This is a genomic window from Brevundimonas sp. AVps7, assembly GCF_058681545.1.
This window is the reverse complement of record NZ_CM178742.1, coordinates 3,159,358-3,172,603: the sequence shown is the minus strand read 5'-3', so window position 1 is coordinate 3,172,603 and position 13,246 is coordinate 3,159,358. Positions and strand designations below refer to the sequence as shown.

The following is a 13,246-nucleotide window of genomic DNA, read 5'->3' as shown; positions in this document are numbered from 1 at the left end:
CCTCGAACGACAAAGGCCCCAGGGCGTCCCCTGGGGCCTTCAAATATCTTGTGTTGAGAAGACCTAGAACCGGATCGTGATGTCCACGCGATCCGGGGTGACGCCGTGCGCAGCGGCGATCATTTCCTTGGCCATTTCCATCGGCGACTTTACGGCCCGCTTCTCGACCTTTTGCCAGCTCAGGTTATCGACATCGATCCCGAGCGCAGCGAGATCAGGCCAGTACTGGACCGGGTTCTGACCCGGCAACGTCAGCACCGGCCCGTCGACTAGGGCGTACTCCGAGAACATAATCTTGTTTCGGTTGGGGAGGCTTCGGTCGTGCGCTTCGCCATCGGTGTCGGCGTCCACGATCGCGCTGATCCGACCCACGAGGAACGCGCTCTTGTGCGGCTCATCGCCTTCGGCCGGGAAGGGGCTGTTAGCGTGACGGGCGCAGACGATGAACTCACACTGGTTGAGCTTGCGCCTGTCTGCCCGCCACGCCTGAGACCCGCCCTCATCGATGAGCCGCTCGCGGCCCTTGAAGGTCAGGACGCTGACCACGGTCTGAACATTCATTGTAATATCTCCTAGGTTCTACAACCGCCCAATATGCGGCGGCAAAAGCGGCATAAACGAGAAGTTCTCGAGGCGCAAACAAAATGAACATTGGCAAACAATAGGACGTTCTTTCCGGCCAATTGAGCTTGAGGCGCTTGGGTCGATGGTTTGCAACGGGCCGTCACCAGTTCCAGTCGCAGGGCGTCTAAGACGCCAGTGCCCACCACCCCAAGGCTTGGGTGCCGGGCCGAAAAAAAGGAAGCCCCCGCCCCGCGAACCGACCGAAGCCAGCGCGCGAGGCGGGGGATAGATCAGCAGGCCTGCTTCGCCGCCCCGGCCTCTACGGCGGCCAGCAGGGTGTCGTTGGCGAGGTGGCTGTATCGCTGTGTCGACTGGTAACTGGCGTGACCCAGCACCTTGCCGACGGCGAACAGGTCGACGCCGCTGTTGACCATGAACGACGCCGCCGAGTGCCTAAGGTCGTGGATCCTCAGGCCCGGCAGCTTCGCGTCCCTGATCGCCTTCTGCCAGCCGTGCTTGATCGAAACGAACGGCTTCAGCGTGTCTGGGTTGGGCACCAACCACGGACAGTCCTTGAACCGTGGCAGCTTGGCGATGATCGCCACGGCCGCCGCAGATAGAGGAACGTGGCGGGGCTTTCCCGTCTTGCTGGTCGGGATCAACCAGGACTTTCGTTCCACGTTAACGTCCGACCATTTGGCATCGAGCAACTCGCGCAGCCGAGCGCCCGTCAGGAGAAGCAGGCCGACGATGTGCTGGAGCTGGAGGTTATGGGACCCGGCCACCGCCTCACGAAGGCGCGCCGCCTCCTCCGCCGATAGGAAGCGTTCACGGGCGTTGTTTAGCGGCTTCCTACCTGCCCCGTCGCGCGTCGGGTTCTTGTCGGCCCCCTTGATCTCCCAGCGAGCGCCCAGGACGAACGATCGACCCAGGATTACCCGCATCTTCTCGACAGTTGCCGGTGCCCCGCCGGCGGCCCGCTTCTCGGCGAGCCACAGGCTGACACCACGCGGGGTGATCTCGGTGATCCGCACCTTGCCCCACTTCGGCAGGATGTGGTTCCGCATGCAGGCCTCCAGGGTCGTGTAGGACTTGAGGTGCAGCTTCGCGTCGGCGAGGTGCATGGCCGCGAGTTCACGGTAGAGCGGGATAGCCTTTGCATCGGCCTTCGCCGCCCCGGGGTCGCCTCCCATGACGACCTCCGACCGCAGTTGCTGCGCCCGCTTCTTGGCCGCCGCGAACGTCAGGTCGTCCACTTTTCCGATCTTGAATTGCCGTTGGCGGCCAGCGGCATCGGCGTAGCGAAGATAGTAGGTCTTGCCGCCGGTGGAGCGGCATTCCAGCACGAAGCCGGTGACGGTCTCGTCATAGTAGTCGGTCTTCGCCCTGCCGGGTTCGCAATAGGCGAGCGTCACGTAAGTCTGGTCGAGCCTTGCCTTGGGCATGGTGATTTCCTTTTGATGTCGAGTTGATCCGCGCAGGCCACCGGACCGCATCGCCGGATGAGGGCGAGCGAACGGCCGGGGCCGGCTGTCGGGACGGGGTGAGGAGCGGCCCGCGATGGGCCTAGTTGCCCCAGAGTCGGCCGCTGGGGCGGCGCGCCGGTGGTCTGGATGGAGGGGCCATCGACGACCCGGAGCGGGCCCCGGTGGGCCGCGTTTCGGAGCACTCGCCCGGCGCGGGGCGGCGAACCGGGCCCCGCAAAACGGGCAAAAGAGGCGCGACCTGTTTTGCCACTTTTCAGCGGCCGGATTTTCGGTCCGACCGCCGTCGAGCGTGTCGGCGGCCCCTAGCTTTCGATCACTCGCCAGGTGTTGCGCTGCGAGTTCGGCCCCGACTCGATCCGCAAGCCATTGGCCCAGCGGCCACGATTCTGCTTGAGATACCAGCCGAGCCTTTTCCTGTTGACGGCGGTGCCGTCCATCACCCCGACCTCTTCCAGGGCGTCAGCAAATCTGGCGTCTCGGGCAGCATAGGGGACCACCTCGCGGACCGTCATCGCCTCATCGTCGAACAGCCGAAGCCAGACCTTCAAGAACTCGCCGAGGGCGTCCTGATCGGTATCTTGTTCCACCTGTTCGATCAGGCTGGTGGCCGGATCGGGCTCGCCCAGCCAGATAAGCGGGTGACGACAGAACATCGACCATTCTTCATAGCTTCCGATCGACGGGACATCGAACGCTGGTTGTCCCTCCGCACGGTGTGCCTCGATGATGGTCAGGGCCGCCTGGACAAGTCGGGACCTATGCTTCCGGATATGGGCGACGGGGTTGAACGAGAACGACCGGAGCGTGGGGGTTTCGCTCTTCGGGGCAAGCCGGATCGACACCACACGCCGACGCATGTCTTGCGCCGGTTCGACGTTATTGCCCGTCCCGAGGAACAGCACGTTGGTCCGTGCCGTGCCCGTTTGACTCTTACCGAGAACACGCTCGGTGATCGTGGTGCTGGTCAACGCCTTGTTGATGGGGCCCAGCGACTTCCAGCCCGTTTGGGCCTGCATGTCATCGAACAAAATGACAGCGGGTTTCTCGAGCAGCATCGACAAGAGAACCTTTGTCGCCTCCTCCGCCGTCGTGGGATAGCTGACGCTGTAGGGGTCGCCAGGTCCTGCGGCCAAAGCGATCAGAGCTGCCAGAAAGCTCTTGCCGCCTCCGGATCGAGGGGCGTTGAGGTTGAAGGCTGGGGCCAAGGAGAGAGATGGCCGGACTGCAGCGGTCAGTATCGCTGAGAGCGCCGCCGAGCGATCGGCGTCGGACCCGAACTCGAACTCGCGCAGCAGCCACTTCAGGTAGTCGAGTGCCTGTTCTGCAGCGTCTCGAGTGGGGCTCTCAAAATCGTACTCTGCCTCGTCGAAGTCTGAATAAATGCCGGTCGGCTCATCGAAACCAGACTTGGAAATGAGACGCCCATCCGCCCCATAGAAGGGCTGACGGGAAAGACCCGCAAGCGTCCGCAGATGCAGTCGGTCCTGACCGTACCGGAGGCCAGCGACGATGCTCACGGGCGGGTCGCATCTCTCCCACGATCCGCCGTTGCCCTTCCGGTAGAAGTCGATCTTCGACGCGAGGAAAGCGCTCAGAGTCTGATCAGTCACGAGCTCGGTAGAAATCCCTTGTCCAGGTCTCGTTACGATCCGGACGATCGGGCCCGTGGCGTTGAAATACCGACCGGCTATCGCCAACACTCGCTCCGATGCGGCCACGGCGCGGTAGGTCTCTCCGGTCTGCATGTAGACAACCGCCTTTGCGCGAGCGGCGTCCGGGCCGATGCCCAGGTGATCAATCAAGCATTGAGCGTCGCGCGTTTCAGCGTGCTTTTGCGCGCAGCGGAACCGCCCGATAGGTCTGCCGAAATCCGGCTCCAGATAGTCCGCCTGAGAGGAAGCTTCAGGTGGGTGCTCCGAAACCCAAGGGCAGGTCAGGCTGTGGAGCCCGTCGCCTCCGTCCTCGAGATAGAGACCGTTGGCAACGAGCGCCTCCACCACGGGGTTGGCTGTCGGTGCGGGGGTGTAGACGTCGTCGGCGTAGTCAGTGTCCGCCGGCGCGAGGTGCTGCGGCTCGGCGTCCGCACGGGACGAAACAGGCAAAACAGGTGCGGGGGGCGACGGTTCACCTGTTTCACCGGTTTCATCGACGGCGGCGGTGGGTGACCGTGCACCGTCTGGATGCTCGGATGCCAAGCCGAACGGCGTGGCCATTGGGGTCCGAAAAGAGGGTGAGGGGGACGCTTCGGGGGCGGATGCGGTCTCCCCCATTGCCTCTTTCAAAGGTATCGACGGTGGGGGCGGCGGAACTCGCAAACCTGAAGGGAGCGGGTTGGGCTTAGGTCGTTGAACCACGGTTTGATCCTCGTTGGGTTGATGGATCGACCCGTCTTTAGACGCCTTCTCGCCGCTGTTCCTTGCGGTGATCTTGGTGTCGTCCCTCAGGCCGATGACCAAAGAGAAGCACCAAAAAACTGCTGCGAAAACAGCAGGATATGGGCCAGTATTCCATACTGGAAACTCCCGGTTGAAGGACATTCGACGGTAGGCTATTCCTGTATGGAATGCCGTCAGTGAGTCACTGAGGCTGGTTTCGGAGCCAATCAGCCGTGCGCAAATCCCCAGAACGCAGTCAGCTCGGGCTAAAGTTCGGAGACTTGCGCCTGTCCTGGCTGCAGACGTTTGTAGTCGCCTCGCGGTCGGAAAATCGGTCGGTGGCCGCCAAGAAGCTGGGGATCACCCAGAGCGCGGTCACGAAGCATATCCAGAACCTCGAAAGGTGGAGCCAGCGCGTGCTGGTATATCACGACAGCGTTCCGATGAAGCTGACCGAACAAGGAGAGGCGCTCGTATCGATCGCGGACAATGTCGTGGACGTCATGGCGGAAGCGCGAAAGCTCCCGGTGATGTCGGCAGAGCCAAGGGAAAAGATCTCGGCCAAGAACCTGAGGGTTCCTCCGAGCGTGCCCAAGCCCTCCACGGCCTGATCCCGCTTCGATCGGGCGCAGTCTCGTAGCCTCACAGCCGATTGTCCCACCCGTCCCCTGACACTTGCCAGCTGACGGGTGGGACTCGTTACTCGGTGGGTTCACCGACCGCCGTTGCGGTAAGACAGTTGGTGCCGATATTTGAACCCGAAGGCCTCGTCGGTCGCAGTGAAGTTGCAGGCGTCAACGCTAGCCAAGCCCATCCGGCTGAGGTCGCGTTTGAATATGGCGTCGTTCAGGTTGGTGATCGCATCTGTCACGCCACTCTCCACGATGTAGCCCCGCGTCACGCCCTCCCTCGCGAGCTCCAACTCCTTCTCGCGCGCGACGATGAGGTTCTCGCTCGCCAACGAGATGGCGTAGATGCTCCCAGCCATCTGCATTGCATCTGACTGCGCCATTCGACGCGTTTGGTCGTTGATCTCGATGGACTCGCCACGTCTCTCGATCAGTTGACTGATGCACCGGCTCGGTATGGCCCCGCGATGATGGGCCAACCACGCTACCGCACCTTCGTTCTTGGAAAAGTCGGTTTCCTGGGTGCCGCAACCCGCCACCCCGGCCGCTAGAAGTAGGCCGGCGAACCGGCCAGCCGTCGTGGCTATCCCCAATGTGATCCGCATAGGGCTAGCGCGTCTCAAGAGGAGCACTGGCCGCCTTAGCCTCTGTGAAGTGGTTGCCCACGAACAACAGAGCGCCAATCACCAACGAGGTGGAAGCGAACTGAGCCCACAGCATCTGAACCTGCATTAGGCCGATGTTGTGTGTGCCCTCGGGCGCGGTATCGAAAGCGGTAGCCCTTGCTAGCGACAATAGTCCAATGCCCGCCACGACAAACGAGACGGTCTTCAAATTGATATTCTTCATAGGTTCCTCTTCAGCGCTCTCATTTAAGTTGGGTTGCTTGACTACTAGTGCGGCATTTATCTCAGCGTTGGGCACGGCTTTCGGGTAATCGATCCTAAGGTGTTCTTGCTGTTCCCAGTGCGGTGTGGTGATTATCCGCCGATTCATTATGGAAAGATTCCATATCGAAATACGGAAAAACTGCCTAAGCGATTTTTCCATATAGTTGGGTGGCCGGTTCAAAATCGGCGGCCAACCGGATGCCAAAGACAATCCACGGCGGAGGTCATCCGCACCTCGTCGCGGTGCTGACCGAGGCCCGGCGGAGATCGGGTCTGACGCAGGCCCAGCTGGCCGAGAAGATCGGCAAGGATCAGACCTACATATCCATCATCGAGCGCGCCCAGCGACGCGTGGACGTGCTGGAGTTCGTCACCTTGGCGCGAGCGATGGGTGCCGATCCCGCCAAGCTTTTCGGGGAGGTGATAAAGCGACTGCCCGAGGGGTTCTCGATCTAGTCGCGTCGGGTTCCGAGACGGAGCTGAGGTCGATCTACCAAAGGCGGCCGGGACCTTGACCTCTGCCAAGCACCGACGCCGACCACCGCAAGCGCGATGATGCCGAAGACCACGATGCAGGTGACCGGCCGCGCGCTCACCAGACCGAAGAACGTGAAGGTGCCCACAAATACGAGGGTCTCACGCGGTCTGGTGATGAACGAGTAGAGCAGCATGATCCCCAGGCCGATCACGAGGGCTGCCACGGCCGCCTGGACGATCGCCAGGACGACGCAGACCGTCAGCAGCATGAGGAAGCGGCTCACGCCCGTCGCTCGTCGGCGTCGGTCCAGAAGTGGGCAAGGCACAGGTAGTGGATGCCAAGCTCCGTCCCCGGGCCGTTCTCGACGAAGATGCGGGTGTGGCCGTAGGCGATCTCGAACCAGAAGCCATGGTCATAGATCCAGTCGCAGCTTGGCGGTTCGGCGTGTTCGCCGGTGATGTTGAAGCCCAAGGCGTCGTTGATGACCTCAACCGTGTCTCCACCCTGGATGACGAAGAACCATGGGTGGCTTTTCAGCCCGGCGTGAAGCTGTCGAGCACGAAGGCGGATCAGCTCGCGCAGACCGGGGTCGAGGTCGGTGTCGTGGAGCGCGTCTGCCACGGCAGCGCAGGTTTTCAGTGAAAGCACGAGAGGTCTCCTTCGGGCATGAAAAAACCCTCGCGACGGGTGTCGGAGGGCGCTGGTGGATGGGTCGGCGGAAAGAGGTGGAAGAGGCGTCAGGCGGTCACGACGGGGTCGGTCGATCGGCCACGGCGAGGAGGTTGAAGCGAAGGGTGTGATCGACGCCTGGATCGTCGGCGACGAAGACCACCATGCCGAGGTCGTCGGTGAGTACGTAGGCCAGCTCGAACCACCGGCCGTGGTCCTCCATCCACTCCCAGCCGGGTTGGTCGGCCTGGTCCCAGGTGATCGGGAAGCCGACGGCCTTGTGGATGGTGTCTGCGGAATCGCCCGGCTGGACGACCACGAAGAAGACTGTCTCGCCCAGGGGTTGGTGTCGCACGTCGTCGAGTTGCCAAGCGCGAAGTCCGATCAGGGCGCGGAGCTCGGGGTCGATGTCGGGGTCGGTGAGCGCGGCCGTGACGCCGGCTCGGTCAGTGAGTTTCAGCATGGTGGAGAGTCCTTTCAGGGCAAAGAAAAGCCCCCGCGACGGTGGTCACGAGGGCTCGGCTGGGTTGATGGCGGAGGGTCGGCGAGGGGCGGCGGTGGTCGGGCAGAAGGTCCAGAGTTTTTTGGAGAACCTCTTCGTCCGGATCGCCGGGCTGGGTACCTTCCGGCGACTTCCGGGCACCAGTGTTGAAGGCCGGGCTCGTTAGCCGTTCTTCAGATAAGATACCGAGGAGCGCGCGTTGCTGTGACTTCGCGCCGTCAAGGGAATCGGGCGTTGGCGGACCGGCTAGCGCGGCGACGAGACATCCAACCAGCTGTTGCTGGGCAAAGCATTGCAGGCGACGGAAAGCGGTCTGCCCCCTGCAGGAGAGCAGACCCGGCTGCTTCTCGCCGTCTATTCCACACGCAGCCTGCTGGCGCGTATTGGCCCAACTCCAACTCTAGGAACTCGGTTAGTCCAAGAGAACGAAAAGCCGAAGCTGGTCAGCGCGCAGATGCACGCGCTAGGGTAGAGGCCGCGATCCTAGCGCACCTATTCACGACCAGGGGGGGCGAGTGAAGTACGACAAAGCAAAAGCTAATCCGACGAAGGCGTTTTTCGTTCGGATGATTACCCGGGACATTGCGCTTGAGGATTGCCTCCTCGATCTCCTCGACAATAGCGTCGATAGCGCTTGGCAGCGCGAAGGGGGCAGGCCCTCGGGCTTGGAGGACGGCGTCGATCTTTCCGCCTACACCATAGACATAACGGCGAATCCCGATGTCTTCACAATGCGAGACAATTGCGGCGGGATAACCCTGGACGACGCAGCGAACTATGCATTCACGTTCGGTCGCAGGGACGACGCCGAGCCGGACGATTATAGCATCGGCGTTTACGGCATTGGAATGAAGCGCGCGATCTTCAAGATCGGCGCGAACATCACAATTCGAAGCACCTATGCCATAGGGCAAGGGACGGAATCCTTCCGCGTACCCATCGACGTCGCACAATGGCTCGCGAAGCCCCAAGACTGGGATTTCGACATCGAAAGCGATTCGGGCCTTGAGGAAAACGGAGTCGAACTGTCGATAACCGACCTAAGCGAGTCCGCGCTCGCTACGTTCGCTAACCCATCGTCATTGCAGAATCTCCGACGTACGATCGCCCGTGACTACGCACTGCACTTTCATCGTGGCCTGAACGTCGTTCTAAACGGTGAACGGATCATCGGCTGGAACATCGAGGTTAGGCAGAGCGAAGCGTTCGAGCCGATGCGGAGCGCTTATTCCGAGCCGGTGGGTAGTGGCGTTGTCTCTATCGAAATTCTCGCAGGGATGAATGCGCCGCCGCCGGAGTCGAGCGAACCCGACGAGACGAGAAAGAACGACGACCGGTCTGGCTGGTACGTAGTCTGCAACGGACGGATCGTAGTCGCGGCAGATCGTTCCAGCTTAACAGGTTGGGGCAGTGAGGACTGGCCTATATGGCACCCTCAGTACAGCGGGTTTATCGGCCTGATTTTCTTCACGTCTGAAAATGCGGCGCTGCTCCCCCTCACGACCACCAAGCGAAGCGTCGACCAGTCTTCGGCCGTCTACCGGAAAGCTCGGCCGCAAATGCGAGACGCGTCGAAGGCTTGGATTGCCTACACGAATGCTCGCAAGCAACGTCTCGAAGAAGCGAAGAAAGAGGAAGTGGCTGCTAAGCCCGTCTCCATTTTCTCGGTCGCACTTCGCTCCGAAGTAAAGGTGCCGACGATCCAGGCAGTGAAGAAAGAACCAGTGGCGAATGTCGCATATACCGTGCCTTTGAAGCGCATGCGGGCCTTAGCCCGAGGTTTCGGCAACATCAACATGAGCTATAGAGACGTTGGCCTCGAGTCGTTCGAATACGCCTTCAACGATCTCGCGGACTCCGAGGACTGAATGCCCTCATTCAACGCTGTTAACTATAGTCTAAGGCCCAGTAAATCAATTCAAAGGAGTCTTGTGTTTGAGGGCATCCGCTCGATCTATGCTGCTCTAGACATTCACAACGCCTGCTATGTCGGCCTCGGCTCCGTCTGGTTCACGGACTTCGTTAGCGCCCATAAGACTCTCAAGATCGCCGACATGGTATCGATAGAAGCCGACGATGTCGGCTATCGTCGCGCTGTCTTCAATCGCCCTTACCGGACCGTCGAGGTCGAACAGGGCATGTCCCATGACCGCCTGCCGCTCATCCTCGACAAGCCTGGAATGCAAACCCGGCCGTGGGTTCTTTGGCTCGACTACGATAAAGCACTGGATGAAGGACGACGTGACGATCTGCGTTGGGCAGTCGAAAACCTGCCGCCCAACAGTATTCTCCTCACCACCTTTGCGGCTAACGGCCACCCGTATGGGAAACCTGTTCGACGGCCCGAGTACCTTAGAACCTTGCTCGGCGCTTCGGTGCCCGACGACCTATCCAAGGAGCGATGTTCCGATGACGAGCTGCCAGTCACGCTCGCGCAGTATGCTCAGGACTGGCTTGTTTCGATCGCAGGCGATGCGGCCCGGCCGGGAGGATACATTCCCTGCTTCTCCGTACCGTACCGAGATTCGACACCGATGGTGACGATCGGCGGAATTCTGCCGGCCGTGGGCGCGGTTCCGGCCTGCCGGGCGACCACCCAGGATGCAAAGTGGGCTGCCAAATTTGAGGGCCTGTTAGAAGCACCGCACTTGACCGTGAAAGAGGTGGGGGCGCTTCAATCGCTGCTCCCGTCGAACGACTTGGTGACGAGGGCCGATGTCCAGAACCTAGGGTTCGATCTCGAAGACACGCAGATTTCGATCTTCGAGAAGTACTATGCGCTCTACCCTTCCTTCGGGCAGATCATAGCTTAGCTCCCGTCCGATGGCCGACACTCGCACGCCGACCAAACGCTCCTCGATTATGCGCGCGGTCGGTCAGAAAAACACAGCACCGGAGACCATTCTCCGACGGTGGCTGCACGCGCAAGGCTACCGCTATCGTCTCCATAGACGCGACCTTCCAGGCACGCCCGACATCGTGTTCCCCGGGCGCAGGAAGGTCGTCTTTGTGAACGGCTGCTTTTGGCATGGGCACGACTGCCCGAAAGGAAGGCTTCCGAAGTCCCGCCCGGAATATTGGGTCCCCAAGATCGAGGCCAATCGGGAGCGCGACGCTCGAGCTATTGCTGCACTGGCGGCTCTGGGCTGGGAGTCCGAAGCGGTGTGGCAGTGTGAGCTAAAGTATCCAACGGCAGTGCATGAAAGATTGCGTCGGTACTTGGCTTAGTCGTCCCGGTAGGTCGAGATCGCCTTGCGGTCGATTTTGTCGGCGGCGAGAAGCTTGTAGTGCCGCTCTTCGACGACCTTCACCTGATCATCCTGCAGCGTGAGTTCAAAGAGGGCGACGACGTTGTCAGCCATGAACTGCGCGGCGATGGCGCGGCACCGCATGCCCTCGAAGTTTTGTTCGACGTAGCGGATGTCCTGTGTCGTCTGAACGACCCCAATCTGATCCTTCCCGCCCTTCGCCTGGACCGGAATAGCGAAGTGACAGCCATGCTTGTCGAGCCCGATGTAGAGTTCGTCGATCTCGATCTGACCGATCCCCTTCACTGTCGTCCGCAGATGGTTTTGGAGAGAGTAGGTTGTCAATCCGAGGAACGTGTCGATCAATCGATTGTAGCGCACGATGGCCAATAGGGCCTGCTCGTCATCGAGGGCGTACAGCCGGATCAGCTCGGGCGTCGCGTCGGGTATGCCGATCGTCACGAGGCTCGCGTTAGGCTCGATCCTTGTCTCGCGGACGAGACGGAACCGATAAACGCCTCGACCGGCACCCTCGATTATCCACTCCAGATCGTCAGGTTGGGTCTCGAGAATGTGCGGCGGCAGCTTCCGGCGGAATCGAAAAGTGTAGACGACGTCGCCGGGGTTCAGATCCAGTTCCGGCGCATGCTTGTCTTTTGCCGCAACAATCTCACGGCGCGTGAACTCGAAGGTTTTGACGTCTGGCTGGAAGTGATCTTCCCAGATTTGGCCGATGATCAAATCGTAAGCACGGCTCGAGGACTTAGCCATTCGCTGCCGCTTTCAGGCGTTCGTTCTCAATATCCTGCTGTTTCCTTTTGGTTGCGCCGCTCTTCTGATCGCGCCTGGTCGACGGTTTCGGGACGCCATAGCGTTCTGCCGCCTCCGTCATCTCGAGATAGAGTAGCGCCGTGTTGCCCAGGGCTACTGCGGCTCTTGTGGCCTTGGGCCTAAGGCCAAGTGCAGTCACAACTTGCTTCGCAACCGCGCGCGCGAGGGGAGGGGGCACCGCGTTCCCGATTTGCCGTGCACCGTGCCATTTCGTCGAATGCAGCCGATACCAATCTGGGAAGCCGTGTAGACGTGCCATCTCTCGAACCGTGACACACCGATCATGTTCGAAATGGATTGGCCGTGGGCTGGTAAAAGCCCCTCGTGCCCCGTCTGTACCGGCTCGAAGAGTGTTTGACAGACCGATCGGGGAAAGTTTCAAGAACCGGCTGATCGGTTCGACTTTACCCTTGGGCGTAGAGGAAAAACGACGTCTCGAGATTTCGGTGTGTTCCGTCCTGGCGCTCGACGTCAAAAGTTCCGGGTCCCATTCTCTCCGGTGACCAAGATGCCAGCTGCCGTCTTTCAAGCAGCGCATCTCCGCCGCGTACGCGCTTGGCTTGCCGAACTTTTTGGTCCGCACGACGTCCGTCTCGATAAGAGCCGCAAACAGATCGGAATCGGGGAGATCTCCGATCGCCTCATAGCAAGTAGGACCCGCCGGCAGTCCCTCAACCGGCCTTTTCCCATCGACTCGCGTCGTAAGCGGCTTGGGATAAGCTGGCATCGCCTCGCCGCGCTTGGCACCGATCAGGAAAAGTCGCTCGCGGCTTTGCGGTACGCCGTAGTTCGCCGCGTTGAGAACCTGCCAAGGTTGCGTGACGTGATAGCCGCGCTTCTCGAAGGCAACGACGAGCTCTTCAAGCAGCGCCTTGCTTTTGCCGACGGTGAGACCCTTCACGTTCTCGAACACAAACGACCTGGCTTCCAGCTCGTCGACCAGCCGCACGAATTCGAGAACCAGCCGGTTGCGGGGATCGTCCAGGATTCGCTGGCCCATCAGCGAGAACCCCTGGCATGGCGGTCCACCAAAAACGCAGTCAACAAGGTCGCTTCCGATGCCGGCACGACGCCTGATCTCGGCGGCCGACATGCCGACGACCGATTGAGCGATCACCGCGCAATCTGGGAAGTTAAACTCATGCGTGGCGCAATGAATGGGGTCGATCTCCACCGCCGCAACGACATCGAACCCCGCTTGCTCAAACCCGAGGCTCATGCCTCCGGCACCTGCAAACAGGTCGATCGCTACAGGACGGCGCGCTTTACCGGTGCCCGGCCGCCGCGTTGGAGATTTTTGAAAAGCGACAACAGTCATGCGGCCTCCAAGGTGAGGGCGCTCCACCCTCCGGGAATGTGTCGGTAACAGATAGGGACAATGACCCCTTTCTGCTGACCAGACTTTCTGCGGTTAAGGTCTGATCTGCTAGCATTGCTTTGGCCAGCTTGATTCTGGAAGAGCCGCTGCACCGCGTCGCGAGAGTGCTTTGACGCAACCTCCATCATCCTATCAGAGGTCGGCCATGTCCTTGCGGAAGGCCCACCCAGCTGGGACCCACCACCGAGCCCAGCC

15 protein-coding genes are annotated in these 13,246 nt (G+C 60.9%); 5 read left to right on the top strand and 10 right to left on the bottom strand.

Translation table 11 applies throughout. From position 1 onward, the window contains the following. Positions 1–63: 63 nt before the first annotated feature. From ACW17Y_RS15810 to ACW17Y_RS15800, 3 genes are all read right to left on the bottom strand, one after another. Entirely contained in the window at positions 64–561 is a 498-nt protein-coding gene (locus tag ACW17Y_RS15810) for a hypothetical protein (RefSeq protein ID WP_492036624.1), read from the bottom strand. A 293-nt stretch (positions 562–854) separates the two neighbouring features. Further along, positions 855–2,009, bottom strand: a complete 1,155-nt coding sequence (locus tag ACW17Y_RS15805; protein ID WP_492036623.1) for a site-specific integrase — start codon at positions 2,007–2,009, stop codon at positions 855–857. Between the two features lie 344 nt (positions 2,010–2,353). Further along, entirely contained in the window at positions 2,354–4,264 is a 1,911-nt protein-coding gene (locus ACW17Y_RS15800) for a hypothetical protein (RefSeq protein ID WP_492036622.1), read from the bottom strand. A gap of 500 nt (positions 4,265–4,764) precedes the next feature. Between ACW17Y_RS15800 and ACW17Y_RS15795 the strand changes: the two genes are divergently transcribed. Then, positions 4,765–5,037, top strand: a complete 273-nt coding sequence (locus ACW17Y_RS15795) for a helix-turn-helix domain-containing protein (protein ID WP_492036621.1) — start codon at positions 4,765–4,767, stop codon at positions 5,035–5,037. 101 nt (positions 5,038–5,138) lie between these two features. Here ACW17Y_RS15795 and ACW17Y_RS15790 read toward each other — a convergent pair whose 3' ends face one another. Continuing rightward, positions 5,139–5,660: a hypothetical protein gene (locus ACW17Y_RS15790; protein ID WP_492036620.1), complete on the bottom strand. Its 522-nt coding sequence runs from the start codon at positions 5,658–5,660 to the stop codon at positions 5,139–5,141. A 4-nt stretch (positions 5,661–5,664) separates the two neighbouring features. Continuing rightward, positions 5,665–5,904 (bottom strand): hypothetical protein, encoded by a 240-nt coding sequence (locus ACW17Y_RS15785; RefSeq protein WP_492036619.1) that lies wholly within the window; start codon positions 5,902–5,904, stop codon positions 5,665–5,667. Positions 5,905–6,143: 239 nt separating this feature from the next. Here ACW17Y_RS15785 and ACW17Y_RS15780 point away from each other — a divergent pair, with 239 nt between their 5' ends. Then, positions 6,144–6,401: a helix-turn-helix domain-containing protein gene (locus ACW17Y_RS15780; protein ID WP_492036618.1), complete on the top strand. Its 258-nt coding sequence runs from the start codon at positions 6,144–6,146 to the stop codon at positions 6,399–6,401. On the opposite strand, the gene ACW17Y_RS15775 is transcribed toward ACW17Y_RS15780, so the two are convergent. The 3 genes from ACW17Y_RS15775 to ACW17Y_RS15765 all read right to left on the bottom strand — a co-directional run bounded on the left by ACW17Y_RS15775 (position 6,398) and on the right by ACW17Y_RS15765 (position 7,555). Further along, a complete protein-coding gene (locus tag ACW17Y_RS15775; protein ID WP_492036617.1) occupies positions 6,398–6,706 on the bottom strand; it encodes a hypothetical protein in 309 nt (102 codons plus the stop codon). The genes ACW17Y_RS15780 and ACW17Y_RS15775 overlap by 4 nt on opposite strands. Next, the gene (locus tag ACW17Y_RS15770) at positions 6,703–7,071 is read right to left on the bottom strand and encodes a hypothetical protein (protein WP_492036616.1); all 369 of its coding nucleotides are present in this window, start codon (positions 7,069–7,071) and stop codon (positions 6,703–6,705) included. Before ACW17Y_RS15770 ends, ACW17Y_RS15775 begins: the two co-directional genes overlap by 4 nt. Positions 7,072–7,168: 97 nt before the next feature. Then, positions 7,169–7,555 (bottom strand): hypothetical protein, encoded by a 387-nt coding sequence (locus ACW17Y_RS15765; RefSeq protein ID WP_492036615.1) that lies wholly within the window; start codon positions 7,553–7,555, stop codon positions 7,169–7,171. Between the two features lie 554 nt (positions 7,556–8,109). Here ACW17Y_RS15765 and ACW17Y_RS15760 point away from each other — a divergent pair. The 3 genes from ACW17Y_RS15760 to ACW17Y_RS15750 all read left to right on the top strand — a co-directional run bounded on the left by ACW17Y_RS15760 (position 8,110) and on the right by ACW17Y_RS15750 (position 10,822). Further along, positions 8,110–9,462, top strand: a complete 1,353-nt coding sequence (locus ACW17Y_RS15760; protein WP_492036614.1) for an ATP-binding protein — start codon at positions 8,110–8,112, stop codon at positions 9,460–9,462. 63 nt (positions 9,463–9,525) lie between these two features. Further along, positions 9,526–10,407, top strand: coding sequence for an O-methyltransferase (locus tag ACW17Y_RS15755; RefSeq protein WP_492036613.1), 882 nt, complete (start codon positions 9,526–9,528; stop codon positions 10,405–10,407). Positions 10,408–10,417: 10 nt separating this feature from the next. Beyond that, positions 10,418–10,822 carry a very short patch repair endonuclease gene (locus tag ACW17Y_RS15750; RefSeq protein ID WP_492036612.1) on the top strand — a complete coding sequence of 135 codons (405 nt, stop codon included), beginning with the start codon at positions 10,418–10,420 and terminating at the stop codon, positions 10,820–10,822. On the opposite strand, the gene ACW17Y_RS15745 is transcribed toward ACW17Y_RS15750, so the two are convergent. Next, positions 10,819–11,613 (bottom strand): hypothetical protein, encoded by a 795-nt coding sequence (locus tag ACW17Y_RS15745; RefSeq protein ID WP_492036611.1) that lies wholly within the window; start codon positions 11,611–11,613, stop codon positions 10,819–10,821. The two genes, ACW17Y_RS15750 and ACW17Y_RS15745, sit on opposite strands and share 4 nt — an antisense overlap. Further along, positions 11,606–12,991, bottom strand: coding sequence for a DNA cytosine methyltransferase (locus ACW17Y_RS15740; RefSeq protein WP_492036610.1), 1,386 nt, complete (start codon positions 12,989–12,991; stop codon positions 11,606–11,608). The genes ACW17Y_RS15745 and ACW17Y_RS15740 overlap by 8 nt, the downstream gene beginning before the upstream one ends. Positions 12,992–13,246 lie beyond the last annotated feature (255 nt).

What these genes read in the sequence shown, in the direction of transcription:
- ACW17Y_RS15810 (WP_492036624.1), bottom strand. Translation starts at nt 561, where the DNA reads ATGAATGTTCAGACCGTGGTCAGCGTCCTGACCTTCAAGGGCCGCGAG.
- ACW17Y_RS15805 (WP_492036623.1), bottom strand. Translation starts at nt 2,009, where the DNA reads ATGCCCAAGGCAAGGCTCGACCAGACTTACGTGACGCTCGCCTATTGC.
- ACW17Y_RS15800 (WP_492036622.1), bottom strand. Translation starts at nt 4,264, where the DNA reads ATGGCCACGCCGTTCGGCTTGGCATCCGAGCATCCAGACGGTGCACGG.
- ACW17Y_RS15790 (WP_492036620.1), bottom strand. Translation starts at nt 5,660, where the DNA reads ATGCGGATCACATTGGGGATAGCCACGACGGCTGGCCGGTTCGCCGGC.
- ACW17Y_RS15785 (WP_492036619.1), bottom strand. Translation starts at nt 5,904, where the DNA reads ATGAAGAATATCAATTTGAAGACCGTCTCGTTTGTCGTGGCGGGCATT.
- ACW17Y_RS15780 (WP_492036618.1), top strand. Translation starts at nt 6,144, where the DNA reads ATGCCAAAGACAATCCACGGCGGAGGTCATCCGCACCTCGTCGCGGTG.
- ACW17Y_RS15765 (WP_492036615.1), bottom strand. Translation starts at nt 7,555, where the DNA reads ATGCTGAAACTCACTGACCGAGCCGGCGTCACGGCCGCGCTCACCGAC.
- ACW17Y_RS15750 (WP_492036612.1), top strand. Translation starts at nt 10,418, where the DNA reads ATGGCCGACACTCGCACGCCGACCAAACGCTCCTCGATTATGCGCGCG.
- ACW17Y_RS15745 (WP_492036611.1), bottom strand. Translation starts at nt 11,613, where the DNA reads ATGGCTAAGTCCTCGAGCCGTGCTTACGATTTGATCATCGGCCAAATC.
- ACW17Y_RS15740 (WP_492036610.1), bottom strand. Translation starts at nt 12,991, where the DNA reads ATGACTGTTGTCGCTTTTCAAAAATCTCCAACGCGGCGGCCGGGCACC.